Below are 25,042 nucleotides of genomic sequence, written 5' to 3'. Positions count from 1 at the left end.
CACATGGAGCGTGTTGGCATTATTCAAATGACTTCGGGTCCGGATATTAACGCGAATTTGGACTTCATTGAAAAACAGTGTGCTTTAGCGAGCAAGCAAGGTGCCAAACTTGTTCTTACTCCTGAAAATACAGTGCTATTTTCCAGTCGCGAAGCTTATCATCAACATGCAGAGCCACTTGGCAGTGGCATGATTCAACAGCGGCTCTGTGAAATCGCTAGAAAGAACCAGTTAACGCTAATTGTCGGAAGCATGCCCATTCAAACCGCAAAAGGTGTCACCACCACAACACTTGTATTTCCGCCGCACGGTAAATGCATTGCTCACTATGACAAACTGCATATGTTTGATGTCGACGTAGCCGATGGTTATGGTAGTTATCGTGAGTCGGATACGTTTATGGCGGGTAATCAAATAGTCGTTGCGGAAACTGATATCGGCAGTGTTGGATTGAGTATTTGTTATGATTTACGTTTCCCAGAACTTTATAAAGTATTGCGTCAAGAAGGGGCGGATATCATTGTGGTGCCCGCTGCGTTTACCGCTGTGACGGGGCAAGCTCACTGGGAAGTATTATTGCGAGCTAGAGCGATTGAGACACAATGTTGGATTTTGGCAAGCGGACAAACTGGAACGCATCCATGTGGACGAAAAACATGGGGACACTCAATGGTCGTTGACCCTTGGGGACGTATCCATAAACAGCTTCAGGATGAAGTAGGCTTATTGGTGACAGAGATAGATTTGTCACAAAGCCAACAAGTAAGGCAGAATATGCCGCTGACTCAACACAGTCGCTTTCAAAATGAATTGAGACGGAAATAAAAGAGCTAACTATGAGCACAAACCAAATAGAACAGGCACTCCTTGCCCCAAATGGTCTGACAGAACAAGACATTGCTGACACGCTTGCCAGCATTGCGACGCGCCAGATCGATTATGCGGACATTTACTTTCAGTCCAGCTGGCATGAGTCTCTGGTTCTAGAAGACAGCATCATCAAAGATGGCTCTTTTAACATTGATTGTGGTGTTGGTGTCCGTGCAGTAACTGGCGAGAAAACAGGCTTTGCCTACTCTGATCAAATCCAGCCTGAAGGCCTGAAGCAGAGTGCAATGGCGGCGCGCGGTATTGCTCAGCAAGGGCAAAATGGCAAAGTCCAAGCGTTTAAACGCACCGAAAACCAAGCGTACTACGCGGCTGTGAATCCACTAGCTGAATGGGAAAAGCAGCAAAAAACAGAATTACTCAAATCTCTAGATGCTTACATCCGCACTAAAGAACCATTGATTAAAGAAGTTTCGATCAGCATCAGCGGTGTGCATGAGCAGATGCTTGTTGCGGCAACAGACGGTACTTATGCAGGCGATATTCGTCCTTTGGTGCGTTTGTCTATTAGCGTGCTCGCACAAAAAGGTGAACGACGTGAACGCGGTAGTGCTGGTGGCGGCGGCCGTTTCGGTTACGATTTCTTTTTAACGGAAAGCAATGGTGTGAAACAAGCTTTTCATTACGCAGACGAAGCGATTCGCATGGCGTTAATCAACCTTGAAGCAGAAGCCGCACCAGCTGGCATGATGCCAGTGGTATTGGGCTCAGGTTGGCCTGGCGTGTTGCTACACGAAGCGGTAGGTCATGGCCTAGAAGGTGACTTTAACCGGAAGGAATCTTCGGTTTTCTCTGGCAAAATGGGTCAACAAGTGACGTCTTCGTTGTGTACCATCGTCGATGATGGCACGTTAAAAGACCTTCGTGGTTCACTGAATGTGGATGATGAAGGGGTAAACGGTCAGTACAACACGCTTATCGAGAATGGTGTGCTGAAAGGCTATATGCAAGACAAGCTAAACGCGCGGCTAATGGGTGTAAATCCAACGGGTAACGGTCGTCGTGAATCGTATGCACACTTGCCAATGCCTCGTATGACCAACACCTACATGCTTCCAGGTGAACATACGCCAGAAGAAATTATCTCGACGGTCGAGAAAGGGTTGTATGCGCCAAACTTTGGTGGCGGCCAGGTGGACATTACTTCGGGTAAGTTTGTGTTCTCTGCATCGGAAGCGTACTTGATTGAAAACGGTAAAATTACGCGCCCTGTTAAAGGTGCGACGTTGATTGGCTCAGGTATCGAAGCAATGCAGCAAGTGTCTATGGTCGGTAACGACCTAAGTATCGACAAGGGCGTTGGCGTATGTGGTAAAGCAGGTCAAAGTGTGCCAGTTGGTGTTGGTCAGCCGACCTTGAAGCTGGACTCACTGACAGTGGGTGGCACGGAGTAACTCAGTCGAATCGTTATAAAAAGAGCGCTCATTAGAGCGCTCTTTTGCTTTGTGAGTCGGTGTCAATTACAGGTTTTCTTCAGCAAATTCCGCCAAGCGGCTACGAACCACGCCGTTGAGGTGAATATTTGCGCTGCCTTCAAAGTTCTTGAAGCGCTCAACCATGTACGTCAATCCTGATGTCACTGGGGTGAGGTAATGAGAGTCAATCTGCGCCAAGTTACCGGAGCAGACGATTTTGGTTCCTTCGCCACAGCGGGTAATGATGGTTTTGATTTGTGATGCAGTGAGGTTTTGACACTCATCAAGCAGTACAAACGCATTTTGAATCGAACGGCCACGCATAAAGTTGATCGATTTAAATTGAATGTTGGCTTTATCGCAGATGTACTTCAATGAGCCTTCAGTGCAGTGATCGTGTTTATGTAGTGCTTCCAAGGTATCGGTCACCGCCGCTAACCACGGCATCATTTTCTCCTCTTCGGAGCCGGGTAAGAAGCCGATGGATTCACCGATATCTGGCGTGTTACGTGTTACGATAATTTTATCGAACATGCTTTTTTCAATGGTTTGCTCCAATGCTGCTGCCATTGCCAGTAATGTCTTACCACTACCCGCCGCACCCGTTAGAATCACCAAGTCAATTTCTGGATCGAGTAAGGCATCTAACGCCATTCCCTGGTAGATATTTTTAGGTGTGATGTCCCAAGCCTTACGATGCATTAGACGTTCGCGGCTCAGGTCGAGAAGCGTTAGCTTGTCTTCATTGATGGTTTCTACGCGACCAGCAAAGTCACTGTCTTCATCAATAACGTATTGGTTGATAAAGGTTGGGTCGAAGGGTTCGCGACTGAGTTTGTGGTAAGTTTTTCCGCCCAGTGCATAGCTTTCTACTTCCTCAATACCGCTCCAGAAATCACCTTCACGCAATTGAAAGCCTTTGGTTAGGTATTGAATGTCGTCAATCAGTTGGTCGGTTCTATAGTCCTCAACAAAGCGTACACCAGCCCCTTTGGCTCGCAGACGCATGTTGATGTCTTTCGTGATCAGTACCACTTCACGTGGTGCACGTTTATTTTGCAGATAAAGCACCGCGTTGAGAATACGGTTGTCACCGGCCTTGTCGGCGAAGGCTTTGACGGTTTCCTGCAGTTCAAAATCCGCCAAAATGGAAATAGTACCTTGGTCGGGGTTGTCTTTAGAAACAGGAATACCTTCAGAGATTTCATCTGGCGTTGCTTCTTTAAACAAATCTTCCAAGGTGCGAATAGCTACGCGCGCATCTCTTGCAACGTCGCGCTTGCTGTCTTTGATTCGGTCGAGTTCTTCCAACACGGTCATGGGGATAACGACATCGTGTTCTTGGAAAGAGAAGATGGCAAAGGGTTCATGAAGAAGAATGTTGGTATCGAGTACAAACAGTTTCCGATCGGTATCGCCCATAGCGTCTCCTTGCCGTAGTACGGCTCTGCATGCGAGTTGTTAGGTCGTTTCCAAATAGGTGTGAAGTGACCTAACTCTGATTGCTTGCAATAGAGGTTGTCGGGCTGATGTCGGCTAGTGTGCAACCGAGTAGCAAGACAACTTACTGCAAACCCGTGTTGATCCTAATCGTGTACTAACGCGCTTAAATCATATGCAATGGTTTTAAACGCCCCTCATTAGAAGTATACGTAATATTTACGTTCTACAACTTAATAATTGGCATGAGTATTTTACAATTTGATTGCATTTAGAGTTTGGGAAAAAAAGTTTCTGCTTGGTGCGGTTTCGGCGTGACCTAAATCACAGCTTCAAGTAAGATTAGCGACCTTTTTCTGCGTATAGGCTACGTCCGATTTATCATGTTGAGCTGGCTTAAAAAATACTCAGTTCATACTGAAATGACGAATGCTATCGGCATAGCAGAAGCCAGAATCAGATCTAAACTATTATCCATGCCCACGGGCATGAGTAGACCAACAAGAAATACGAATCAAGAACTAATAACGAGGTAGTCAATTCATGACATTTGCTTTGGGGCAGCGCTGGATTAGCGATACGGAAAGCGATTTAGGTTTAGGTACCGTTGTAGCAATGGATGCTCGTACTGTGACATTGATGTTTGCAGCGTCAGAGGAAAACCGAGTTTACGCACGTAACGATGCACCTGTTACCCGAGTCACCTTTAATGTTGGGGATGTCATCGATTGCCAAGAAGGTTGGTCTCTAAAAGTAGAAGAAGTACTGGAAGATGAAGGTCTTTACACCTATTTCGGTACTCGTGAAGACACGCAAGAAACCGCTGTTGTTCTGCGTGAGATTTTCCTTAGCAACCAAATTCGTTTTAACAAACCTCAAGATAAGTTGTACGCCGGTCAAATCGACCGTATGGACAACTTTGTTCTGCGTTACCGTGCGCTAACCAACCAGTTTGAGCAGCATAAGAGCCCAATGCGTGGCCTATGTGGTATGCGTGCAGGTTTGATCCCTCATCAGCTTTACATCGCGCACGAAGTTGGCCGTCGTCACGCGCCACGCGTCTTGTTGGCGGATGAGGTAGGTTTGGGTAAAACCATCGAAGCGGGCATGATCATCCACCAACAAGTTCTGTCTGGTCGTGCCGAACGCATTTTGATTGTGGTGCCTGAAACACTGCAGCATCAATGGCTGGTTGAGATGATGCGTCGTTTCAATCTGCATTTCTCTATCTTTGACGAAGAGCGCTGTATCGAAGCTTTTGCGGATGCAGAAAACCCATTTGATACTCAGCAATATGTGCTGTGTTCTTTGGATTTCCTACGCAAGAGCCGCAAGCGTTTTGAACAAGCACTGGAAGGTGAATGGGACCTACTGGTCGTCGATGAAGCGCATCACCTTGAATGGAGCCAAGATAAACCGAGCCGTGAATACCAAGTGGTAGAAGGCTTGGCTGAACGTACTCCAGGTGTGTTGCTACTGACTGCAACGCCAGAGCAGCTTGGTCGTGAGAGTCACTTTGCTCGTCTGCGTTTGTTGGATCCAGACCGCTTCTATGATTACGAAGCGTTCGTTGAGGAAGAAGAGCAATACGCGCCCGTAGCAGATGCGATTACTTCACTCTTTTCCGGTGAAAAGCTACCTAATGAAGCAAAAAACCAGATCACTGAGTTGTTGTCTGAACAAGACGTAGAACCACTTTTCCGTATTATCGAAAGTGAAGCGGACGAAGAAGCTAAAGCGTCGGCACGCCAAGAGCTGATCGATAACTTGATGGATCGTCATGGTACAGGGCGTGTTCTGTTCCGTAATACGCGCGCGGCCATCAAAGGCTTCCCTACGCGTAACGTGCATCTGATGCCAATGGATATTCCACCGCAATACACTACATCAATGCGTGTTGCTGGGATGATTGGCGGTAAGATGAGTTCTGAAGCACGTGCGATGAAGAACCTTTACCCGGAAGAAATTTTCCAAGAATTTGAAGGCGATGACGCGAGCTGGTGGCAGTTTGACTCGCGTGTGAATTGGTTGCTTGAAAAAGTAAAAGAGAAGCGCAGCGAGAAAATCCTCGTGATTGCTTCTCGTGCGAGTACCGCGCTGCAATTGGAGCAAGCACTGCGTGAGCGTGAAGGTATCCGCGCCACCGTTTTCCACGAAGGTATGTCGATTCTTGAACGTGACAAAGCGGCGGCTTACTTTGCGCAAGAAGAAGGTGGAGCACAAGTTCTTATCTGTAGCGAAATCGGCTCTGAAGGTCGTAACTTCCAGTTTGCCAACCAACTTGTCATGTTCGACTTGCCATTCAACCCAGACTTGCTTGAGCAACGTATTGGTCGTTTGGACCGTATCGGTCAAAATCGCGATATCGACATTCATGTTCCTTACCTGAAAGGCACATCGCAAGCGATCTTAGCACGTTGGTTCGATGAAGGCCTGAACGCTTTTGCGGAAACCTGCCCAACAGGCCGTGCTGTTTACGATAAGTACTCCGATGATCTGATTGAAATTCTTGCCTCTGGTGATACCAGCACGCTAGATGAGATCATTGAAGCGTCAGCAAAAATGAATAAAGAGCTGAAATCCCAATTGGAGCAAGGCCGTGATCGCCTATTAGAAATGCATTCGAATGGCGGGGAAAAAGCACAACAAATCGTTGAGAAAATTGAATCAACTGACGGCGATACCAATCTGGTCACCTTCGCACTTTCTCTTTTTGACACGATTGGCCTGAATCAAGACGATAAAGGTGAAAACGCCCTGATTGTGACCCCATCTGAGCACATGATGGTGCCAAGCTACCCAGGTCTGCCATACGAAGGAGCGACGATCACGTTTGATCGTGATACAGCGTTATCTCGTGAAGATATGCACTTTATCAGTTGGGAACACCCAATGATCCAGGGTGGTATCGATCTTCTTATGAGTGAAGGGGTGGGGACGTCTGCGGTATCTCTATTGAAAAACAAAGCGTTACCAGTCGGGACTATTCTTCTTGAGTTGATTTACGCGGTAGATGCGCAAGCGCCAAAACGCAGTGGTATCGCGCGCTTCTTACCGAAAACGCCAATCCGTTTAATGATGGACTCGCGTGGTAATGATTTGTCTGCTCAAGTGGAGTTTGAAAGCTTTAACCGCCAGCTCAGCCCTGTAAACCGTCACTTAGGTAGCAAGTTGGTTACGTCGGTACAGAAAGACGTACACCGCTTAATTGAAGCTGGTGATGTTCTTATTGAAGAGAAGGTCGAAGAAGTACGCAAGCAAGCTCATCAAGATATGCAGCATAGTTTGAATGCAGAACTTGAGCGTTTGCAAGCACTGAAAGCGGTGAACCCAAATATTCGTGACGAAGAAATTGAAGCTATCGACGCACAAATTAAAGAGCTTACTGGTTATATCAACCAAGCTCAGGTTCAGCTCGACTCGCTGCGTTTGATTGTGGTGAGCCACAACTAAGTAAGTATTTATTGCTCATTAAAAAAGGTCTTCAGTTGAAGACCTTTTTCTTTATTTACGGTTTAGTTTCTTTATGCGGAATGCATTAATCACTGATAGCTATCTCATTTACATCAACCACTTCCACCAGATAAATACAGCCAAGAAGCCAAACAAGTAAATCAGGCCTGCAATCGACAACCACTTTAGTTTAGGTCCAACAGCCAAAGGCTCAGGTAACTCAGTTTTGCTCACTAAGGTGTAATTTAGCAGAGCAAAGAATGGCGTGGTCATAAAGGCGAGAATCATCGCAAAGTTCAGCATAGGCAATAACGCAGAAGCCCAGAAAACCACAATACCTAATGCAAGTAAGGAGACTACCAGCATGATCGCTGAAGTGGTTTTAGGGTTAGTGTCTGGTTGTGAGCGCAGTAGGCGTTGAGAATCCGAAATAACGCGCGAATAGCCATCAATAACGGTAATCGTGCTGCCAAAGATACAGAAAAACGCAATTACCGCGATTAAGTAACGAGACCATTCGCCAATCGTTGCCGCATATAAGCCAACCAATTGGTGGGAGAAGCCAACGCCAGAGCTTTCAAGCGCAACGCCAGAACCATAAAGCATCAAAGAGCCTAGCGATACAAAGATAATGGCAAGAAACGCCGTGCCAATATAACCGACATTAAAGTCAAATAGAGCAGAGCGGTATGTTACTTCTTGCTGGCTTGATTGGCGTTTTAGCCATGCTGAGGTTAAACAGGAGATCTCTATCGGTGCAGGCATCCACCCCATTGTCACGACGATAAAACCAATAGCCGCAATAGACCAAGGTGACGGCGGCTCGAAGTTGGCTACTTGCTCAACAGGGTTACCAAAGGCGATAGAAACAGCGAGTAAAGTCGCGATGGTTAACACCGACATGATCACCTTAGATAGCGTATCGAGCGCTTTGTAATGGCCAGCAAATAATATGATCAGGCAGGTGACAATCACAATGATGCTGAGTGATGCCATTGATAGTGAAAACGGAATGAAGTAGCCCAGCAAGCTAGCGCTAAACATCAACAAAGCGGCGGTATTGATGACGGCCGATACCACGCTAAGAAATAGAAATAGCCATAGATAAGGCCGACCTAATTTCGCGTAGCCCTCAACCAAGGTGAGCCCTGTCCCCATGGTGTACTGTACGCCCGCTCGGAAAAAAGGGTATTTAAACAGGTTTACGAGCAGAATCAGTGCAGCCAATTGCCAACCATAAATCGCACCAGCCTTGGTTGATGCCACGAGGTGAGAGCCACCGACCGCAGCAGATGCCATTAATATGCCGGGGCCTAGTGAACGAAAAAATAAGGAAAGTTTGGATTGGGGTTTATCTATAACGGCGGAGTCCATTGCTTATTGTCCTTTTTATCTTATGTATCTTTCTAAAGAGATACATACCGCAGTACATGACAAACTGAGCGCTCGCCCTATACTGCGCAACGGTAATGTCTTTTAAATGCTGTGTTTTGATGTATTTATTTTAAGTATTCTTTGCGAATATCATGCTGTGTGCATCTAGCACTCTATTCAGTTATGCGTCTTGTTGTCAAACTAAATTTACAACGTGCTATTTTTAGTTTTTATGCTAAAGGATTGACTTTGTTTTATTGGGTTGAACTTTTCTTCAGAATCCTGCATCTGGGTGCTATTTGGGTATATAATCGCGGCGTTTTTATTTTGTAGAGATCTCCCATGGCAATGCTTGAATATACCCCTCCCACCGACCCTTGGGTTGATATCGTTTTTGAGGATGACGACATTCTGGCAGTGAATAAGCCATCAGGGCTGCTGTCTGTCCCTGGTCGCCTTGCAGAGCATTACGACAGCATGTGGAGCCGCCTCAAAGAGTTGCATCCAGAAATTCAAGTTGTGCATCGCTTGGATATGTCGACATCAGGGTTGATGTTGCTGGCGAAAAACAAACCCGCGGAGCGAGCATTAAAAAAGCAGTTCCAATATCGCCTCACTCACAAGGTGTATTACGCACGTGTTTGGGGGCATGTTGAGTCGCAAGAAGGGAATATTGATCTTCCATTAATTTGTGATTGGCCAAATCGTCCACGACAAAAAGTATGTTTTGACGACGGCAAACCATCTCAAACTTTATTCCAAGTAGTGAAGCGTGAAGTGCACCCTGATGGCACCCATACAACCGTTGTGCGACTACTGCCCATTACTGGTCGATCGCATCAGTTACGCGTGCATTTGATGGCGATTGGTCATGCGATTGTGGGTGATGAGTTTTATGCAAGCGAAGAGGCGTATCAGTTTTCAGAGCGTTTAGAGTTGCACGCTGCGGAGCTAAGTTTTTATCATCCAGCTACGGATCAGCTGAGCAGTATTTTTGTACCCTGTGACTTTTATTCTGAAGCCGAGGCGATGATCTTTAACTATTTTTCGCCAGAGCGTACATTGCCTGATTATAAAACGTTGCCACACCCTTAATGCCAATTGCACTCAACAGCGGTTCTTTCTAGTTCGCTATTTTTGGCTATTTCGTTACTGTGGTTGATGTATCCTGTCTTTCAGCCGTGAACAAGGAGTTGTTATGTCTTTGCCAAGCATCGTATTTTTAGATCGAGCGACCATCCCAGAACATATTGAGATCCCACGACCTAGCTTTCCGCACCACTGGCGTGAGTACGACCTAACTGCGCCTGGGCAGGTAATAGAAAGGTTAGCAGATGCCGATATCGTGATTAGCAATAAAGTCCTGCTTGACCAACATGTATTAGAGCAACTACCAAAATTACGGATGATCGCGGTTGCCGCAACTGGTTTTAACAACGTCGATGTGAACTACTGTGCTAATCATGATATTGCGGTTGCTAATGTACGTGGTTACGCGACGCGTTCGGTGCCCGAGCACGTGATGGCAATGTTATTCGCTTTAAGACGGAATTTATTTGGGTACCACCAAGATATTGCCGCAGGTGAGTGGCAGCGTAACCAGCAGTTTTGTTTTTTTACGCACCCAATCGGGGATATTGGTGGTAGCACGTTAGGTGTTGTTGGTAGCGGGGCACTAGGGCAAGCGACGGCGAATCTGGCTCAAGCGTTAGGAATGACCGTCTTGTTTTCTGAGCGTAAAGGGGCGGCAGAATGTAGACCAGGTTATGTGTCGTTTGAGGAAGTATTAAAACGCTCCGATGCGCTGACTTTGCATTGCCCGCTCAACGATCATACTCAGAATTTAATTGGTCAAGCAGAGTTGAAACAAATGAAGTCCAACGCCATTTTGATTAATACAGGGCGTGGAGGTTTGGTGGATGAGAGCGCACTGGTGGATGCCTTAAAACAGCAAGAAATTGCAGCGGCTGGTTTTGATGTTTTTACACAAGAACCGGCTGATGAGAGCAATCCGCTGATTGCCAATATGAGTTTACCTAATTTGTTACTGACACCGCATGTTGCATGGGGCAGCGACTCATCTATCCAACGTTTAGCGGAAATCCTGATTGAGAACATTAACGCTTTCGATCGCGGAGACCGCGTTAATCGCTTAGTGTAACGCTGACTGTAAAACCAAAGATAAAAAAAGCAGACATTGACGTCTGCTTTTTGCGTTTAAATCGAATGCTCATTGCGTGAGCCCTCGAATTAAAACTCTTCTTCGTTTAGACCTTTAAGGATCTGAAAGATTTCGCGGTACGCTTTTGCTGGTTTCCCAGCTTTTTTCTCTTTCGCTGCTTGGCGAGCAAGTTGGCGTAGACGCTGACGATCCGCTTCTGGGTACATTTCCATTACGTCATCAATGGCTTTGTCACCTTCTTCCACTACGCGATCACGCAACGCTTCAAGTTTGTGGAATACCGCCGTTAATTGAGAGTGCTTATTACGAATTTTATCCAGTGCGGCTTGGATTGGCTCTGGATCTTCGTAACGCATCAATTTACCGATACGTTGCAATTGGCGACGACGCGCTTCATTTTTAAAGCGTTGCGCGTCAGCAATTGCTTCTCGCAAATCTTCGCTCAATGGAAACTTTTCTAGAACTGAAGGTTTGAGGCCGACAAGCTCCTCACCTAGCTTTTGCAGTTCTTCCATGTCTCGCTTCATCTCGGATTTACTTACCCAGATGATCTCTTCTTCTGGTTCCCATGGCGCTTTTTGATTCTTACGTGCCATTTCAGTTGCCTGTGTTTTGATTAATATTATGACTATTTTAACAAGAATCATGGGGAGAAAGCGAAATTCTTGTTATCCTATTGTTCATCAAAGACAAGATGTGAAAGACAATGGATATTAAACAGCAGGTTGCTGAGCAACGTACCGAGCTAGAGCAAGCCGTCGCAAGAGCCTTAAAGCTTGCATCGGCAAAATCTGACGCCGCCGAAGTCGCAATTACTAAAAGCACTGGTTTAAGTGTTTCAACTCGTATGGGTGAAGTAGAAAATGTCGAGTTCAACAGCGATGGTGCGCTGGGCATTACCGTTTACCGAGGTCAACGCAAAGGCAGTGCTTCCACGTCTGATTTAAGTGAAGCGGCAATCGAGCAAACCGTTATAGCGGCGCTAGATATTGCACATTACACATCTGAAGACCCATTTGCAGGCCCTGCAGCGAAAGAATACATGGTGCAAGATATCCCTGAGCTTGATCTTTTCCACCCTGACGCACCCGATCCAGACTATGCTGCCAATGTGGCGATTGCAGCAGAAAAAGAGGCGCTAAGTTATAACAGTGCAATCAAACAAAGTGATGGCGCGAGTTATGATAGTCATTACGGCGTGAAAGTGTATGGCAATAGCCATGGCTTATTAGCTAGTTATGCGTCTAGCCGCCATAGTACTAGCTGTTGTGTAATTGGCGTTGGTCAAAACGGCGAGATGGAACGTGATTACAGCTACACCGTGGCACGTCATCGTGATGACTTATGGACCCCAGAAACGGTGGGTCGTAAGGCGGCAGAGAATACGGTTAACCGCTTAGATGCGCAGCGTCTAAAAACAGGTCAATACCCAATCATGTTTGCGGCTGATGTTGCGACAGGCTTGATTGGCCATCTCGTTATGGCGATCAGCGGTGGTAACCTGTACCGAAAATCTTCTTTCTTACTTGACCATCTAGGCAAACAAGTGCTTCCTGAATGGTTCAATATCTCAGAACGTCCGCATGTATTGCGTGGTTTGGCATCAAGTCCATTCGATAGTGAAGGTGTGTACACTCAAGACCGTGAGATCATTACCGACGGTGTGCTAGCAACTTATCTGTTAACCAGTTATGCCGCACGTAAAATGAAGATGACGCCGACAGGTCACGCTGGTGGGATTCATAACTGGTACGTGAAGTCGACAGGCCAAAACTTCGAGCAAATGCTTAAAGAGCTCGGTACTGGTCTTCTAGTGACAGAGGTTATGGGACAAGGTGTGAACGTGGTAACGGGTGATTACTCTCGCGGTGCCGCAGGCTTCTGGGTTGAGAACGGCGAGATCCAATACCCAGTATCAGAAATTACCATCGCAGGTAATCTAAAAGACATGTTCACCAAGATTGTAGCGGTTGGTAGTGATATTGAAACGCGCTCACAAATCCAAACGGGCTCTATCCTACTGGATACCATGAAAGTGGCGGGTGAATAAGCTTTTCTAGCAATTCAGAATCAAAAAAGCCTGATGTGTTCATCAGGCTTTTTCGTTTTTGCTGTTAGGTAATCAGTATTGTGGCAAGCCCTAAGAAGACAGATAAACCAATCACATCCGTCACTGTTGTTAATGCCATACCACCAGCTAAAGCGGGATCGATGTTCATTTTTTTCAATAGGATTGGAATCGTTACTCCGGCAATACCTGCGACCAATAAGTTGGTCAGCATGGCGGCGGAAATGATTCCTCCGAGCATCCAGTTACCTTTCCAAGCAACAACAATACCACCAATAATCAGCGCCCACATGATGCCGTTAAGTAAGCCGATCGAGGCTTCTTTCATTAACAGTTCGCGTTTGTTTGAGTCACCGATATGACCAAGAGCAAGACCACGAATCACTAGTGCGACGGTTTGGTTACCAGCGACACCACCCATGGACGGAACAATCGTCATCAATACCGCAATGGCGGCCATTTGGTCTAATGTGGCCTCAAACATGTTAGAAACGGAAGCAGCAGCAAGGGCGGCTAATACGTTAGCGCCAAGCCAGATACTGCGTTTGCGAGCTGATTTTACAACAGGCGCGAAAGTATCTTCGTCATCGTCCATACCCGCCATACTCATCATCGAGTGTTCCGCGTCTTCACGAATAACGTCAACCACGTCATCGATGGTGATACGACCGACCAAATGCAAGTTTTCATCAACAACAGGTGCAGATACCCAATTACGGCGTTCGAACAGACTCGCAACATCTGAGTCGCTAGTATCGACGGTGATGGCCTCGTCCGCGTCTTCCATTACATCAATGATTTTTACGTCTGGCTGAGTGGTAATAAGCGTCGTGATCGGCAGTTCACCGATGAGCTTACTCTCTTCATCGATCACATACAGGGCATCCGTAGCTTCTGGAAGCTCGCCTTTCATACGTAGATAACGCAAAACTACGTCCACATCTACGTCACCACGAATTGTGATGACGTCGGTGTTCATCAGTCCACCCGCGGTGTCTTCTGGGTAGGATAGGGCGGTTTCGACCCGTAGGCGGTCAGATGAGTCCATTTGCGACAGGACTTCGCGTGACAGGTTGTCAGGCAAGCTACGCAGTACGTAAGCCACGTCATCGGTATCCATGCCTTCTGTCGCTTCTGCAAGCGCTTCTGGTGCCATTTTGGATACGAGGCTGTCTTTGACGTCTTCGTTCAGCTCGTCAAGGATTTCACCATAATCTTCAGGGTCGGTGAGTTGCCAAAGAACTTCACGGCTCTTACGTGGGGAGGCTTCTAAAAGGTGAGCGATATCCTCAGGTTCCATGTCCTGTAATTGACGACGAACATGGACGAAGCGGCCATTTTCTAGCGCTTCTGTGACTTCTTGGAGGGCTTGGTGAGCTTGGTCGAATTCAATTTGCTCTGCCATTCATTCCTCCCAATTCCTGATATTTACAATGCGTTGAATAATAACTTAATTCTAGGCGCCTTTTAATAACAACTTATGATACTAAGCAAATTTATTTATTAGGTCAGGGAAGAGAAAGATAATGGGAGGTAAGAAAAAAGCGAGTAAACTACTCGCCTTCATCAAATTTATCTTCGATCAAGTGGCAAACGGCATCCAGTGCTTCTTCCGCTTGCCCACCCGTTGCGTGGATCGTGACGTATTGTCCTTGAGCGGACTCTAGCATTAACAGGCCCATTACGCTGTCTGCTGTGGCGGTTTTGTCTTCTTCATTGTCGATGGTGATGACCGCTTCAAAGCTCTGTGCCAGTTCGACCAGTTTGACTGCTGCACGAGCATGTAAGCCAAGGCGGTTTTGAATCAATACTTTACGACTTAACTCCACGGCTATTCCTTAGCGTTTTTCTCTAGTGAGGTATGGCGAATTTGTACTTGGTGTCCTTTGTTGGCGAAGTATTCACCGATTTGCTGAGTTAAGTACACCGAGCGGTGCTTACCACCAGTACAACCGATTGCAACGGTCAGGTAGCTGCGGTTGTTTTTCTCAAGCAGAGGTAACCAATTCTCTATAAAGCTTTCAATTTGATATTTCAAACTTAACACCGATTGGTGTTGCTCTAAAAATGCGGCGATAGGAGCATCCAGACCTGTAAGCGGGCGTAGTGCTGGTTCCCAATGTGGGTTAGGTAAGAAGCGAACGTCGAATACGTAATCGGCATCGGAAGGCAGGCCGTATTTAAAACCAAAAGACTCAAATACCATAACGAGCCCTTTGCGATCTCTGCCTTCAACGCGCATACGCACGGTTTCACTCAATTCATGCAAAGACTGCCCACTACTATTTAGGACCAGATCTGCATGCGCTTTGAGTGGCGTCAAAATTTGCTTCTCACGCTCGATGGCTTGATCGAGCGAGAGGGAGGTGCCACCTAAAGATAACGGGTGAATTCGGCGTGTTTCGCTGTAGCGTTTGAGTAGCGTTTCTTTATTGGCGTCCAAGAAAAGCACGGTCACATCAAGCTCAGTTTTTAACTGTTCTAGTGTACTCGTCAGTTCTTTTAGCTTTTTAGGAATATTACGAATATCAATGCTGACTGCAACATTCTGTTTGCTGTCAGCAACAGAATGAACAAATGCGTCCAGCAAGTTAACTGGCAGGTTATCAACACAGTAGTAACCTAAGTCTTCCAGTACACGAAGCGCAATACTTTTACCGGCACCTGAGTGCCCGCTAACAACGATTAGTCGCATGGAGTTAGTCCTGCTTATTGGTGAATCATGATGTCGTAAAGTTCTTCATCACTCTGAGCATTACGCAGTAGTTTTAATACTTGCTTATCGCTCAGACGTTCTGCCATAGAGGATAGAGTCTTGAGGTGCTCTTTGCACTGTTCTTCTGGTACAAGGAGCGCAAAAAGAAGATCGACAGGTCGATTGTCAATCGCATCAAATTCGATTGCTTCATCACATTGTAGTAAGACAGCAATGGCCTTGTCGCTTGATTGCATTCTCGCGTGAGGGATCGCAATACCGTTTCCGATACCGGTACTGCCCATTTTTTCTCTATTGAGCATGCATTCGAACAGCTCGGTAGAATCTTGGCCCGTTTGATCAGCCACGATACGGCTGATCATTTCAAGGGCGCGTTTTTTACTCGTGCAGTGGACCGCACTTTTGGTGCAGTCCAATGACAGTATTTCGCTCAGTTGCATGATTAATGACTGTTTAGTTTTTCTTTGTGCTTATTAAGTTGGCGAACCAATTTATCTACCAGCGAATCGATCGCGGCATACATATTTTCGTCATCGGCTGATGCGTGGATTTCGCCTTGATTTATGTGAAGCGTAGCTTCCGCGATTTGAGTAATTTTTTCAACTTTTAGTACAACATGCACTTGATTGATATGGTCGAAGAACCTTTCGAGCTTCTGAAACTTAGAATTTACATAGTCTTGCATTGAATCGGTAAGATCAACGTGATGGCCTTGAATATTGATTTGCATAGACTTTCCTTTTCAGTTAGTGCCTTATAATAGGCGTTTACGCTGACTTGAAGGGGCAATTCCCAAGGATTCGCGATATTTGGCTATCGTACGTCTTGCGACCTGAATCCCTTGGTCAGCCAGAAGAGCAGCAATCTTGCTATCACTCAGTGGTTTGGCAGTATTCTCTGCTGCGACCAGTTTTTTAATGAGTGCACGAATTGCTGTTGACGAACATTCTCCGCCGTTGTCAGTACTAACATGGCTAGAGAAGAAGTACTTCAATTCAAAAATACCACGTGGTGTATGCATAAATTTTTGCGTTGTTACACGAGAAATCGTGGATTCATGCATGTCCACAGCCAAAGCGACATCATTGAGTACCATTGGCTTCATGGCTTCCTCACCATACTCGAAGAAATCTTGTTGATGTTCAACAATACATCTTGCAACTTTGAGTAGCGTCTCGTTTCTACTCTCTAAGCTCTTAATTAACCATTTTGCCTCTTGCAAATTGCTGCGGATGTACTGGCTATCCGCGCTATTACCTTTGCCTAATTGAGCATATTGTTGATTTACTTTTAATTTTGGCACGCTATCCGGGTTTATAGAAACGGTCCATTTGCCATTGTCTTTAAAAACGGATACGTCTGGAATTACGTACTCGGTATCATCAGGAGTGATGCGACTACCTGGACGAGGATCTAACTGTTGGATAAGCTTTAAGACTTCACGCAGATCGGCTTCTTTCAGCTTAGTCTCTTTGATGACGAGCTTGTAGTCACGGTTGCCTAGGTGATCAATATGATCCGCAAGTATCATTTTGGCTTCAGCAAGCCATGGCGTGTCTTCTGGGAAGGTCGTCAATTGCAGTAACAAACATTCTTGTAAGTTACGCGATGCAACGCCAAGAGGATCGAATTGTTGAATGCGTTTACGAACGGCTTCTACTTCGTCTAACTCTATCTCTTCATTATCGAAGCTCTCATGAATCTCTTCAGGCGACAAAGTTAAATAGCCGTAGTCGTCAACAGCGTCAATAATCGCTAATGCAATCGTGCGGTCGGTTTCACTGAATGGTGTTAGGTCAAGCTGCCACATGAGGTAATCATGTAATGATTCAGTGGTTTCGCCTTGGTAGACGGGCATATCATCATCAAGAGCTAAGCCAGTGCTACCAGTATTCGCGCTGTAGACGTCATCCCAAGTCGTGTCGATTTCAAGTTCAGAGCTAATTTCTGATTTCTCTATCACATCGGAGCTATCTGGAACGTCAATTTCTGTTGGTTCGCTAGCACTGTTGCTATCAGCAGCCTCGACCGCTGACTTATCTTCACCGTTTGCTAGAGGCTCGTCTTGGCCTTCTTCAACTTCCAATAATGGGTTTGAGTCCAACGCTTCTTGGATTTCTTGTTGAAGATCGAGTGTCGACAATTGCAATAAGCGAATCGCTTGCTGCAACTGTGGCGTCATGGCTAACTGCTGACCTAGCTTGAGTTGTAATGAAGGTTTCATTCAGTGTTACTTACCTTGTAATGCTCAGAATCTTACCGTTCCTAATATAATCATAGACGGAATTGTTCGCCGAGATAAACTTGTTTCACCTGTTCATTATTGAGAACTTCTGCCGGAGTTCCCGATGCAATTAGGTGCCCTTGGCTCACGATATAGGCTTTTTCACATACGTCCAGTGTTTCACGTACATTATGGTCAGTGATTAACACTCCGAGACCACGATCGCGCAGATGCTCAATGATTTTCTTGATGTCATTAACCGAAATTGGGTCAACACCAGCGAAAGGTTCATCCAATAAAATGAACTGAGGGTTGGCCGCTAAAGCTCGAGCGATTTCCACCCTGCGTCGCTCACCCCCTGATAGTGCCATACCAGCACTGGTTCTGATGTGCTGGATGTGGAATTCTTCCAACAAATCTTCCAGTTTATCTTGGCGCTCTTCCCTCGTCATTTCTTGACGAGTTTCAAGTACGGCCATGATGTTATCTTCTACTGAAAGCTTACGGAAAATCGACGCTTCTTGCGGAAGATAGCCAATGCCAAGTCGTGAACGGCTATGCATCGGCAAAATACTGATGTCATTGTCGTCAATGGTAATGGTGCCTTCATCGCGAGGTACTAAGCCGACAATCATGTAAAACGAGGTGGTTTTACCCGCACCGTTTGGACCGAGCAGCCCAACAATCTGACCAGATTCAACTTCTAAGCTAACATCAGTGACGACTTTGCGTTTTTTGTAGCTTTTCGCCAAGTTTTTCGCACTCAGTACTGCCATATTAGTTCTCTATCTGATTGGGTTGCAAAATGGTCGTAACGCGCTCTTCCTTAGAGCTATCTGCGACTAGCTTTTGTTTACCAATTTGGTAACGAATCGAAGAACCTTTGATGGTGTTGTTGTCTTGCGCCAGCTGCGCTTGACCTTTCATGGTCAGTTCGTCTGTAGAAATACGGTAATCCAACTCCGTAGCTTGACCACTAAGTGTTTTACCATCGTCCATCAGCTGAGAAAACTTCGCAGGTTTACCAAATGCTTGAATCTGTTTAATTGCTTCGGTTTTAGGATCGCGAGTTACCACGATTCTATCAGCATCGATATTGATGCTCCCTTGCTTAAGAGATACATCGCCTTCAAAAACAACCTGGTTACTCTTCATATCCACCTGTTGGGTGTCAGAGTTTATGTAAACCGGCTGTTGAGTATCCGACTTGAGTGCCAGCGCTTGAGGCGCCGCCAATACCAGTGCCAGTAGGCTAAGGTGTAACGGTTTCATATCGACCTTGAACTTCATCTGTCAGAGTCGCAGTATGCTGTTTTAAGTTGCCTTGCATTGCGCCTCCAGTAGTTTCAAATTGTGGTCCAACCAACATCACTTGTTGGTCAGCTTTAAAATCACGATTGGTTAGATTAATGACCAATTTGTCTGTTGCCATGGTATCAAAACTCGCACCAGGCAGAAGATTTTGCATTAAGACTTTGTCATATAAAGTCAAAACTTGGTCTTCATCTAGCACTGCTCTTGTGGCAGTCACCTTCCATTCAATGACGCTACCTTCACGGTAAACCATCAAAGTCGGGTTATTAAAAATAGTATCTCCACTCTTAGCATAATGGTCTAAGTTAGTGGAGCGAATGATGTAACTGCGGACACCATCTTCACCGTAGGTGATGTTTTCTAATCCAGAACCACTGAACATAGGCAGTTCAGAATCTGGTGCTACTTGAATTGCGTCGTTGCCTTTAGGGGTTAGTAGGTAATAACCGCACCACGCTACAACGAAGATCAAGAGCAAATAAATAAGGCGAGTAAAACTCATATAATGAAGGCCTATCGTTTAGCTCAGTACTTCCCTGACCATTGCCTTTATTCGTCTAATAAATGATTTAAATGTTTGTGCTGATATTACATCACGCCAGCTTTTAGTAAATCGTGCATGTTCAGTGCACCCACAATTTTTTCGTCTTTACATAAAATCAGAGCGTTAATGTTTTTATTCTGCATCAAGTTCAAACCTTCAACCGCCAGCATATCAGGGTGTGCTGTGGTTGGGTTTGTCGTCATGACCTCGCCAATTGCCGTCGTATGAATATCGATACGCTTGTCTAAGGTACGACGTAAATCACCATCGGTGAATATACCAAGCATAGCATCGTGCTCATCGACGATGGCTGTCATGCCTAACCCCTTTTCTGAAATTTCAAGCAGGGCATCGCGAATTAATGCGTCAGGAGAAACTTTAGGTAACGCTTCTCCAAAGTGCATAATATCAGACAACTTAAGTAGCAGTTTTCTCCCCAGTGCACCACCTGGGTGAGATAGGGCAAAATCTTCGGCAGAAAAACCACGAGCTTGAAGCAGAGCTACGGCTAATGCATCTCCCATCACTAATGTGGCAGTCGTACTGCTAGTTGGCGCCAGGCCTAACGGACAAGCTTCTTGAGGTACCGTAATTTGCAGGTGTAAGTCAGACAGCTTGGCCATATTTGATTCTGGCTTACCTGTCATGCTGATGATCTTAATATTCAGGCGCTTTAATACTGGAAATAGAGACAGAATTTCGTTTGATTCACCAGAGTTAGAAATTGCCAGCACAATGTCACCAGGGCTAATCATACCCAAGTCACCATGTGCGGCTTCGCCTGGATGAACGAAAAACGCCGAAGTCCCAGTGCTTGCCAGAGTGGCGGCAATCTTGTTACCAATATGGCCTGACTTGCCAATACCCATAACGACAACTTTGCCGTTGTTGGAAAGGATAAGTTCACACGCTTTTTCAAATTGATCATCAAAGTAGGTATCTAGCTCTTGCAGAGCAGCAACTTCGATATCAAGAACTTGTTTAGCAGCAGCGCGAAAATCAAATTGATTGGACATATCAGATCTCTACTTATTGATCGTGGTAATTAAGCGGTCATGTTTGCGAATAAGTACACTTGGTAACCTAAGAAGCACACAAACAAGATGGCACCTTCAATACGGTTAATACTGCGTGATTTACCCAAACACATCGCGACAAGTAACAATGAAACGCCTAACATGACCCAGAAGTCACGTCCCATCGCGTACTCACTGAGCACCGATGGATTAATGATGCCAGGAATCCCCATTACCGCCAGAATGTTAAACACATTCGAACCGATAATGTTACCGACAGCCATGTCGTCTTCACCCTTTAAAACTCCCGCAAGTGATGCGGCCAGTTCAGGCAGGCTAGTGCCAATGGCGATAATAGTTAGACCGATAACAAGGTCGCTCATACCAAAGTGTTTAGCAATAATTACCGCGTTATCAACCAGCATGCTGGCTGCCAAAGGAAGCAGTATCAAGCCAATAACCACCCACATGATTGCTTTAGGGTTACTGACGCCTTCTGGGATCTCTGACTCTTGGTCATCAAGAAAAACATCACCTGATTTTTGCTCTTTGCGGCTGATTTGCAACATAGCAAATAAAAATGCCCCAAAGAGTACAAACAATAAGACACCCTCATAAAAACCGAGATGGCTATTCCAAAGCAGAATACCAGCGAGTACGGTTACGGCTATCATGAGTGGAAGTTCTCGGCGGATGACGGCGGAGCTAATCGACAAAGGCTTGATCAGCGCTGTAATACCTAGGATTAACGCAATGTTCGCTATGTTGGAGCCTAATACGTTACCCACCGCTGTATCTGTTTTGCCATCCCAAGCAGCGGTTGCAGATACCATCATCTCAGGGGCGGATGAGCCCATCGCAAGGATTGTCATGCCGATGACAAGCGGGGAAATACCGACGTTGCGGGCTATCGCTGCAGAGCCAAAAACAAGTTTATCTGCACTCCAAACAAGCAAAACAAGACCGACTATAAGCAACGCAACGGCTTCGAGCATGAGAATTCCTAAGTATTAAATAAGTAAAATGAATAACCGCTAATTTTGACCTTTTGCGGCCTAAAATGGAAGATAAACGAAGAATAAATTAAAGGTTAGTAACGAAAATGTATGTAAATCTCACTCATTTAAATGAGCAATTCTGGTCTAGGATTTAAACACTTCGTGCTAATTAGGTCATAAACCATGAGAAATTGCAGGGATATAGTCGACTTTATTTAATTGAACAGTGCTTTAAATTCAACGCCAATGTGCTTATGATTGCAGCCTAATAAATGTACCGACGTTACTTTATTAAACGTAGAATTCAACTCCGATTAGTATCTGCTTGATGATTCCGTGAGTTGCAACGCTCCTACAGTAGAAGAGATGATATGTCGAACAACGATTTAGTCACCGTGAACAACCTCACTTTTTCACGGGGAGAACGCATGATCTTTGATGATATTGATCTGCATGTTCCTGAGGGCAAAGTGACGGCCATTATGGGACCATCGGGAATTGGTAAAACAACACTGCTGCGTTTGATTGGTGGTCAGTTGTATCCCGAGCAAGGAGAGATCTGGTTTGATGGCGACAATATTCCCTCTCTCTCGCGTAAAAAACTCTACCATGCTCGAAAGAAAATGAGCATGTTGTTCCAGTCAGGGGCTTTATTCACTGATTTGAATGTTTTTGATAATGTCGCCTTTCCATTGAGAGAGCATACCGATTTATCGGAAGATTTGATTCGCACCATGGTGTTACTCAAGCTCGAAGCTGTCGGTCTACGCGGCGCGGCGCAATTAATGCCGAGTGAGCTTTCAGGTGGTATGGCAAGACGCGCTGCTTTGGCTCGTGCAATCGCACTTGATCCTGACCTGATCATGTACGATGAGCCGTTTGTGGGGCAAGACCCAATCACTATGGGCGTTTTGGTTGAGCTAATTAGCAATCTAAACCAAGCGTTAGGTTTGACCTCTATTGTGGTTTCTCACGACGTACCTGAAGTCATGAGTATTGCTGACTGGGTATACCTGATGGCCGATGGAAAAATCATCGCCTATGGTACGCCAGAAGAGCTGACTCAAAACTCTGATCCTCGTGTCCAGCAGTTCTTACAAGGTGATGCCGACGGTCCTGTACCGTTTCGTTTCCCTTCTCAAAGTATCGAAAAGGACTTATTTGATGGTCGATAACTTCATTCACTTTGTCGCCTCGCTGGGTCGACGCACGCTTTCTATTTGCGGAGCATTTGGTCGTGCGACTTTCATGTTGATTGGGGCGCTATTTTCTAAGCCACAACCGATCAGAAGCTTTCCTCTGCTTGTTAAGCAACTTTATTCTGTTGGTGTTCAGTCGCTGGCGATCATCGTCGTATCTGGTCTGTTCATTGGAATGGTTTTGAGTCTACAAGGCTATGTTGTGTTGGTGGATTACGGCGCAGAAGGCAGTTTGGGGCAAATGGTAGCGCTTTCGTTACTCCGTGAATTAGGACCCGTTGTTACTGCACTTTTGTTTGCTGGTCGTGCCGGTTCTGCGTTAACCGCAGAGATAGGTCTAATGAAAGCAACGGAACAACTGTCTAGCCTTGAAATGATGGCGGTAGACCCATTGAAACGAGTGATTGCACCACGGTTTTGGGCTGGGGTTATCTCAATGCCTTTACTGGCTATGATTTTCATGGCTGTGGGAATTTGGGGCGCTCAGCTTGTTGGTGTTGACTGGAAAGGCGTTGATCACGGTAGTTTTTGGTCAGCGATGCAGTCCTCTGTTGAGCTAGGACAAGACATTGGTAACAGTATGATCAAATGTTTTGCGTTTGCAATTACGGTTACTTGGGTCGCTCTATTTAACGGTTATGATGCTATTCCAACATCGGAAGGGATCAGCCGAGCAACTACGCGCACTGTTGTGCATTCTTCTTTAGCAGTACTAGGATTAGACTTTGTACTGACCGCATTGATGTTTGGGAATTAATCATGCAACAAACACGTAAAACTGAATTATGGGTTGGCAGCTTTGTATTAGCGGGAATTTGCGCGATTCTTGTGATGATTTTTCAAGTTGCTGACGTAAAAAGCATTGGCTCTGGTGATACTTATACCCTCAAAGCCGAGTTCGATAATATTGGCAGTTTAAAAGTTCGTTCTCCCGTAAAAGTGGGGGGCGTTGTGATTGGTCGAGTAAGTAGTATTTCGCTTAACCCAGACAACTTATTGCCAGTTGTAACACTATCTATCAATAGCAAATACAATCAGTTCCCAGAAACGTCGAGCGTACAAATTTTGACATCTGGCCTGATTGGTGAGCAATACATTGGTTTAGTACCTGGCTTCGTTTTTGATGATGAAGTCATGCTGGTGGATGGTGATACCATCGAAGACACCAAATCGGCGCTTGTGCTTGAAGACTTAATTGGTCAAGTACTATACAGCGTAGGTGGTTCAGACGACTCAAGTAAGGAATAACTATGTTAGCGAGATTACTACTTTCAGTTTGTGCTGTGTTTAGCGTTTTTGGAGCAACAGCAGCAGAGGTGGATAAAACTGAACCTTATAAGATGATGAAGCAGGTAGCTGAAGTCACGTTCGAAAGATTGAAAGCCGAACAGCCGAAAATCAAACAAGATCCAAATTTACTTAAAGTGATCGTTGAAGAAGAGCTAATGCCTTACGTCAACTACCGCTATGCAGGGTTAAAACTTCTTGGTCCAAACTTAAAAGGTGCTAAGCGTGAAGATGTACTTGAGTTTATCGATGCATTTCGTGCGTACCTGATTGCGTCTTATGCACAAGTGTTGACGCAATACTCTGACCAAAAAATTGAGTTTGGTCCTGAGCCTAGCATTGATGACTCTAAGCGTATTACAAGCATTAAAGTTGATATCATCGATACTCCGCGTCCAAACATCAAACTTGAGTTTAAACTGCGTAAAGACAACCAGTCTGGTGAGTGGGAAGCATTCGATATGATTGCAGAGGGCATTAGTTTGCTTTCTAGTAAACAATCTGAATGGAACAGTAAAATTCGTCAAGAAGGTATTCTATCTGTTGCTAAAGACCTAGAAAAATTGGCCGCAGAACCGATCCGCTTCGAGGCGAAGAAATAATGGCCCAGACTCCCGCTCAGTGGCAATTGGATCAAAACATTCTTAAGCTAACAGGGGCACTTGATAGAGATACAGTGCCTTCATTGTGGGCGTATGCACAGCAATGGCAACCTGCTCAATCGGAGCTGGAATGCTCGCTAAAAGAGATAGAGCGCGTCGACTCTGCAGGAATGGTGATGTTAATCCACTTATTAGAGCATGCAAAAAAGCAAAACTGTCATATAATGCTCAGTTTCGTGCCGGCGCAACTGCGCACTTTGTTTCAACTGAGCAATGTTGAATCTTTAGTGGCCAAACACATACAGAATTATCAGGGGTAAAT

At 45.6% G+C, this 25,042-nt stretch carries 25 protein-coding genes; 11 read left to right on the top strand and 14 right to left on the bottom strand.

Annotation, left to right across the window (positions count from 1 at the left end):
• The first annotated feature begins 3 nt into the window (after positions 1 to 3).
• Together R7F07_RS20550 and tldD are read left to right on the top strand one after the other, a co-directional pair.
• On the top strand, positions 4 to 825 hold the full coding sequence (locus R7F07_RS20550) for a carbon-nitrogen hydrolase family protein (protein ID WP_005381136.1): 822 nt from the start codon (positions 4 to 6) through the stop codon (positions 823 to 825).
• 11 nt (positions 826 to 836) lie between these two features.
• Positions 837 to 2,282 carry a metalloprotease TldD gene (gene tldD / locus R7F07_RS20545; RefSeq protein ID WP_005381134.1) on the top strand — a complete coding sequence of 482 codons (1,446 nt, stop codon included), beginning with the start codon at positions 837 to 839 and terminating at the stop codon, positions 2,280 to 2,282.
• A gap of 66 nt (positions 2,283 to 2,348) precedes the next feature.
• Here the strand turns inward: tldD and R7F07_RS20540 are convergent, their stop codons facing one another.
• Complete coding sequence (locus R7F07_RS20540; protein WP_005381133.1) at positions 2,349 to 3,725, bottom strand: PhoH family protein; 1,377 nt, start codon at positions 3,723 to 3,725, stop codon at positions 2,349 to 2,351.
• A 561-nt stretch (positions 3,726 to 4,286) separates the two neighbouring features.
• Here R7F07_RS20540 and rapA point away from each other — a divergent pair.
• On the top strand, positions 4,287 to 7,196 hold the full coding sequence (gene rapA, locus R7F07_RS20535; protein WP_005388434.1) for an RNA polymerase-associated protein RapA: 2,910 nt from the start codon (positions 4,287 to 4,289) through the stop codon (positions 7,194 to 7,196).
• A gap of 108 nt (positions 7,197 to 7,304) precedes the next feature.
• Here the strand turns inward: rapA and R7F07_RS20530 are convergent, their stop codons facing one another.
• Complete coding sequence (locus R7F07_RS20530) at positions 7,305 to 8,570, bottom strand: NRAMP family divalent metal transporter (RefSeq protein WP_005381130.1); 1,266 nt, start codon at positions 8,568 to 8,570, stop codon at positions 7,305 to 7,307.
• A gap of 342 nt (positions 8,571 to 8,912) precedes the next feature.
• Here R7F07_RS20530 and R7F07_RS20525 point away from each other — a divergent pair, with 342 nt between their 5' ends.
• Together R7F07_RS20525 and R7F07_RS20520 are read left to right on the top strand one after the other, a co-directional pair.
• Positions 8,913 to 9,665, top strand: coding sequence for a pseudouridine synthase (locus R7F07_RS20525; protein ID WP_005381128.1), 753 nt, complete (start codon positions 8,913 to 8,915; stop codon positions 9,663 to 9,665).
• A gap of 103 nt (positions 9,666 to 9,768) precedes the next feature.
• The gene (locus R7F07_RS20520) at positions 9,769 to 10,731 is read left to right on the top strand and encodes a D-2-hydroxyacid dehydrogenase (protein WP_005381126.1); all 963 of its coding nucleotides are present in this window, start codon (positions 9,769 to 9,771) and stop codon (positions 10,729 to 10,731) included.
• Between the two features lie 89 nt (positions 10,732 to 10,820).
• Here the strand turns inward: R7F07_RS20520 and yjgA are convergent, their stop codons facing one another.
• Positions 10,821 to 11,348 (bottom strand): ribosome biogenesis factor YjgA, encoded by a 528-nt coding sequence (yjgA, locus tag R7F07_RS20515; RefSeq protein ID WP_005381124.1) that lies wholly within the window; start codon positions 11,346 to 11,348, stop codon positions 10,821 to 10,823.
• A gap of 110 nt (positions 11,349 to 11,458) precedes the next feature.
• On the opposite strand from yjgA, the gene pmbA reads away from it, so the two are divergent.
• Positions 11,459 to 12,802, top strand: a complete 1,344-nt coding sequence (gene pmbA / locus R7F07_RS20510) for a metalloprotease PmbA (RefSeq protein WP_005381122.1) — start codon at positions 11,459 to 11,461, stop codon at positions 12,800 to 12,802.
• Between the two features lie 64 nt (positions 12,803 to 12,866).
• Here pmbA and mgtE read toward each other — a convergent pair whose 3' ends face one another.
• From mgtE to R7F07_RS20455, 11 genes are all read right to left on the bottom strand, one after another.
• Positions 12,867 to 14,225 (bottom strand): magnesium transporter, encoded by a 1,359-nt coding sequence (mgtE, locus tag R7F07_RS20505; RefSeq protein WP_005381121.1) that lies wholly within the window; start codon positions 14,223 to 14,225, stop codon positions 12,867 to 12,869.
• Positions 14,226 to 14,373: 148 nt separating this feature from the next.
• Complete coding sequence (locus tag R7F07_RS20500) at positions 14,374 to 14,649, bottom strand: HPr family phosphocarrier protein (protein ID WP_005381120.1); 276 nt, start codon at positions 14,647 to 14,649, stop codon at positions 14,374 to 14,376.
• A gap of 2 nt (positions 14,650 to 14,651) precedes the next feature.
• Positions 14,652 to 15,515: an RNase adapter RapZ gene (gene rapZ / locus R7F07_RS20495; RefSeq protein WP_005381118.1), complete on the bottom strand. Its 864-nt coding sequence runs from the start codon at positions 15,513 to 15,515 to the stop codon at positions 14,652 to 14,654.
• Positions 15,516 to 15,529: 14 nt separating this feature from the next.
• Positions 15,530 to 15,976 carry a PTS IIA-like nitrogen regulatory protein PtsN gene (ptsN, locus tag R7F07_RS20490; RefSeq protein ID WP_005381116.1) on the bottom strand — a complete coding sequence of 149 codons (447 nt, stop codon included), beginning with the start codon at positions 15,974 to 15,976 and terminating at the stop codon, positions 15,530 to 15,532.
• Positions 15,977 to 15,978: 2 nt separating this feature from the next.
• Positions 15,979 to 16,266: a ribosome hibernation promoting factor gene (gene hpf / locus R7F07_RS20485; RefSeq protein WP_005381114.1), complete on the bottom strand. Its 288-nt coding sequence runs from the start codon at positions 16,264 to 16,266 to the stop codon at positions 15,979 to 15,981.
• A 24-nt stretch (positions 16,267 to 16,290) separates the two neighbouring features.
• Positions 16,291 to 17,760, bottom strand: a complete 1,470-nt coding sequence (locus tag R7F07_RS20480) for an RNA polymerase factor sigma-54 (protein ID WP_005381112.1) — start codon at positions 17,758 to 17,760, stop codon at positions 16,291 to 16,293.
• A gap of 50 nt (positions 17,761 to 17,810) precedes the next feature.
• Positions 17,811 to 18,536: an LPS export ABC transporter ATP-binding protein gene (gene lptB / locus R7F07_RS20475; protein ID WP_005381111.1), complete on the bottom strand. Its 726-nt coding sequence runs from the start codon at positions 18,534 to 18,536 to the stop codon at positions 17,811 to 17,813.
• Between the two features lies 1 nt (position 18,537).
• On the bottom strand, positions 18,538 to 19,032 hold the full coding sequence (lptA, locus tag R7F07_RS20470; protein WP_005381109.1) for a lipopolysaccharide transport periplasmic protein LptA: 495 nt from the start codon (positions 19,030 to 19,032) through the stop codon (positions 18,538 to 18,540).
• Positions 19,013 to 19,576: an LPS export ABC transporter periplasmic protein LptC gene (lptC, locus tag R7F07_RS20465; protein ID WP_005381106.1), complete on the bottom strand. Its 564-nt coding sequence runs from the start codon at positions 19,574 to 19,576 to the stop codon at positions 19,013 to 19,015. Before lptC ends, lptA begins: the two co-directional genes overlap by 20 nt.
• Positions 19,577 to 19,662: 86 nt before the next feature.
• Positions 19,663 to 20,634, bottom strand: coding sequence for an arabinose-5-phosphate isomerase KdsD (gene kdsD / locus R7F07_RS20460; RefSeq protein ID WP_005381104.1), 972 nt, complete (start codon positions 20,632 to 20,634; stop codon positions 19,663 to 19,665).
• 29 nt (positions 20,635 to 20,663) lie between these two features.
• Positions 20,664 to 21,629, bottom strand: coding sequence for a calcium/sodium antiporter (locus R7F07_RS20455; protein WP_005381102.1), 966 nt, complete (start codon positions 21,627 to 21,629; stop codon positions 20,664 to 20,666).
• Positions 21,630 to 22,003: 374 nt separating this feature from the next.
• Here R7F07_RS20455 and mlaF point away from each other — a divergent pair, with 374 nt between their 5' ends.
• From mlaF to R7F07_RS20430, 5 genes are read left to right on the top strand one after another with little or no spacing between them, the layout of a single operon-like run.
• On the top strand, positions 22,004 to 22,807 hold the full coding sequence (gene mlaF / locus R7F07_RS20450) for a phospholipid ABC transporter ATP-binding protein MlaF (protein WP_005388422.1): 804 nt from the start codon (positions 22,004 to 22,006) through the stop codon (positions 22,805 to 22,807).
• Positions 22,797 to 23,588 carry a lipid asymmetry maintenance ABC transporter permease subunit MlaE gene (mlaE, locus tag R7F07_RS20445; RefSeq protein ID WP_005381100.1) on the top strand — a complete coding sequence of 264 codons (792 nt, stop codon included), beginning with the start codon at positions 22,797 to 22,799 and terminating at the stop codon, positions 23,586 to 23,588. The genes mlaF and mlaE overlap by 11 nt, the downstream gene beginning before the upstream one ends.
• Before the next feature lie 2 nt (positions 23,589 to 23,590).
• Positions 23,591 to 24,079: an outer membrane lipid asymmetry maintenance protein MlaD gene (gene mlaD / locus R7F07_RS20440; protein WP_005381099.1), complete on the top strand. Its 489-nt coding sequence runs from the start codon at positions 23,591 to 23,593 to the stop codon at positions 24,077 to 24,079.
• 2 nt (positions 24,080 to 24,081) lie between these two features.
• Positions 24,082 to 24,720 carry a phospholipid-binding protein MlaC gene (mlaC, locus tag R7F07_RS20435; RefSeq protein ID WP_005381098.1) on the top strand — a complete coding sequence of 213 codons (639 nt, stop codon included), beginning with the start codon at positions 24,082 to 24,084 and terminating at the stop codon, positions 24,718 to 24,720.
• On the top strand, positions 24,720 to 25,040 hold the full coding sequence (locus tag R7F07_RS20430; RefSeq protein WP_005381093.1) for a lipid asymmetry maintenance protein MlaB: 321 nt from the start codon (positions 24,720 to 24,722) through the stop codon (positions 25,038 to 25,040). Before mlaC ends, R7F07_RS20430 begins: the two co-directional genes overlap by 1 nt.
• The last annotated feature ends 2 nt before the right edge of the window (positions 25,041 to 25,042 follow it).

This window comes from Vibrio sp. YT-16 (assembly GCF_033337405.1).
GTDB lineage: Bacteria > Pseudomonadota > Gammaproteobacteria > Enterobacterales > Vibrionaceae > Vibrio > Vibrio alginolyticus.
This window is presented reverse-complemented; position numbering and strand designations above follow the sequence as displayed.

Coding starts and splice junctions, on each gene's coding strand:
- rapA (WP_005388434.1), top strand. CDS start 4,287: ATGACATTTGCTTTGGGGCAGCGCTGGATTAGCGATACGGAAAGCGAT.
- mlaD (WP_005381099.1), top strand. CDS start 23,591: ATGCAACAAACACGTAAAACTGAATTATGGGTTGGCAGCTTTGTATTA.
- yjgA (WP_005381124.1), bottom strand. CDS start 11,348: ATGGCACGTAAGAATCAAAAAGCGCCATGGGAACCAGAAGAAGAGATC.
- R7F07_RS20430 (WP_005381093.1), top strand. CDS start 24,720: ATGGCCCAGACTCCCGCTCAGTGGCAATTGGATCAAAACATTCTTAAG.
- pmbA (WP_005381122.1), top strand. CDS start 11,459: ATGGATATTAAACAGCAGGTTGCTGAGCAACGTACCGAGCTAGAGCAA.
- R7F07_RS20480 (WP_005381112.1), bottom strand. CDS start 17,760: ATGAAACCTTCATTACAACTCAAGCTAGGTCAGCAGTTAGCCATGACG.
- lptC (WP_005381106.1), bottom strand. CDS start 19,576: ATGAGTTTTACTCGCCTTATTTATTTGCTCTTGATCTTCGTTGTAGCG.
- ptsN (WP_005381116.1), bottom strand. CDS start 15,976: ATGCAACTGAGCGAAATACTGTCATTGGACTGCACCAAAAGTGCGGTC.
- mlaE (WP_005381100.1), top strand. CDS start 22,797: ATGGTCGATAACTTCATTCACTTTGTCGCCTCGCTGGGTCGACGCACG.
- R7F07_RS20525 (WP_005381128.1), top strand. CDS start 8,913: ATGGCAATGCTTGAATATACCCCTCCCACCGACCCTTGGGTTGATATC.
- lptA (WP_005381109.1), bottom strand. CDS start 19,032: ATGAAACCGTTACACCTTAGCCTACTGGCACTGGTATTGGCGGCGCCT.
- R7F07_RS20530 (WP_005381130.1), bottom strand. CDS start 8,570: ATGGACTCCGCCGTTATAGATAAACCCCAATCCAAACTTTCCTTATTT.
- R7F07_RS20520 (WP_005381126.1), top strand. CDS start 9,769: ATGTCTTTGCCAAGCATCGTATTTTTAGATCGAGCGACCATCCCAGAA.
- rapZ (WP_005381118.1), bottom strand. CDS start 15,515: ATGCGACTAATCGTTGTTAGCGGGCACTCAGGTGCCGGTAAAAGTATT.
- hpf (WP_005381114.1), bottom strand. CDS start 16,266: ATGCAAATCAATATTCAAGGCCATCACGTTGATCTTACCGATTCAATG.
- mlaF (WP_005388422.1), top strand. CDS start 22,004: ATGTCGAACAACGATTTAGTCACCGTGAACAACCTCACTTTTTCACGG.
- tldD (WP_005381134.1), top strand. CDS start 837: ATGAGCACAAACCAAATAGAACAGGCACTCCTTGCCCCAAATGGTCTG.
- R7F07_RS20540 (WP_005381133.1), bottom strand. CDS start 3,725: ATGGGCGATACCGATCGGAAACTGTTTGTACTCGATACCAACATTCTT.
- R7F07_RS20550 (WP_005381136.1), top strand. CDS start 4: ATGGAGCGTGTTGGCATTATTCAAATGACTTCGGGTCCGGATATTAAC.
- lptB (WP_005381111.1), bottom strand. CDS start 18,536: ATGGCAGTACTGAGTGCGAAAAACTTGGCGAAAAGCTACAAAAAACGC.
- R7F07_RS20455 (WP_005381102.1), bottom strand. CDS start 21,629: ATGCTCGAAGCCGTTGCGTTGCTTATAGTCGGTCTTGTTTTGCTTGTT.
- mlaC (WP_005381098.1), top strand. CDS start 24,082: ATGTTAGCGAGATTACTACTTTCAGTTTGTGCTGTGTTTAGCGTTTTT.
- kdsD (WP_005381104.1), bottom strand. CDS start 20,634: ATGTCCAATCAATTTGATTTTCGCGCTGCTGCTAAACAAGTTCTTGAT.
- mgtE (WP_005381121.1), bottom strand. CDS start 14,225: ATGGCAGAGCAAATTGAATTCGACCAAGCTCACCAAGCCCTCCAAGAA.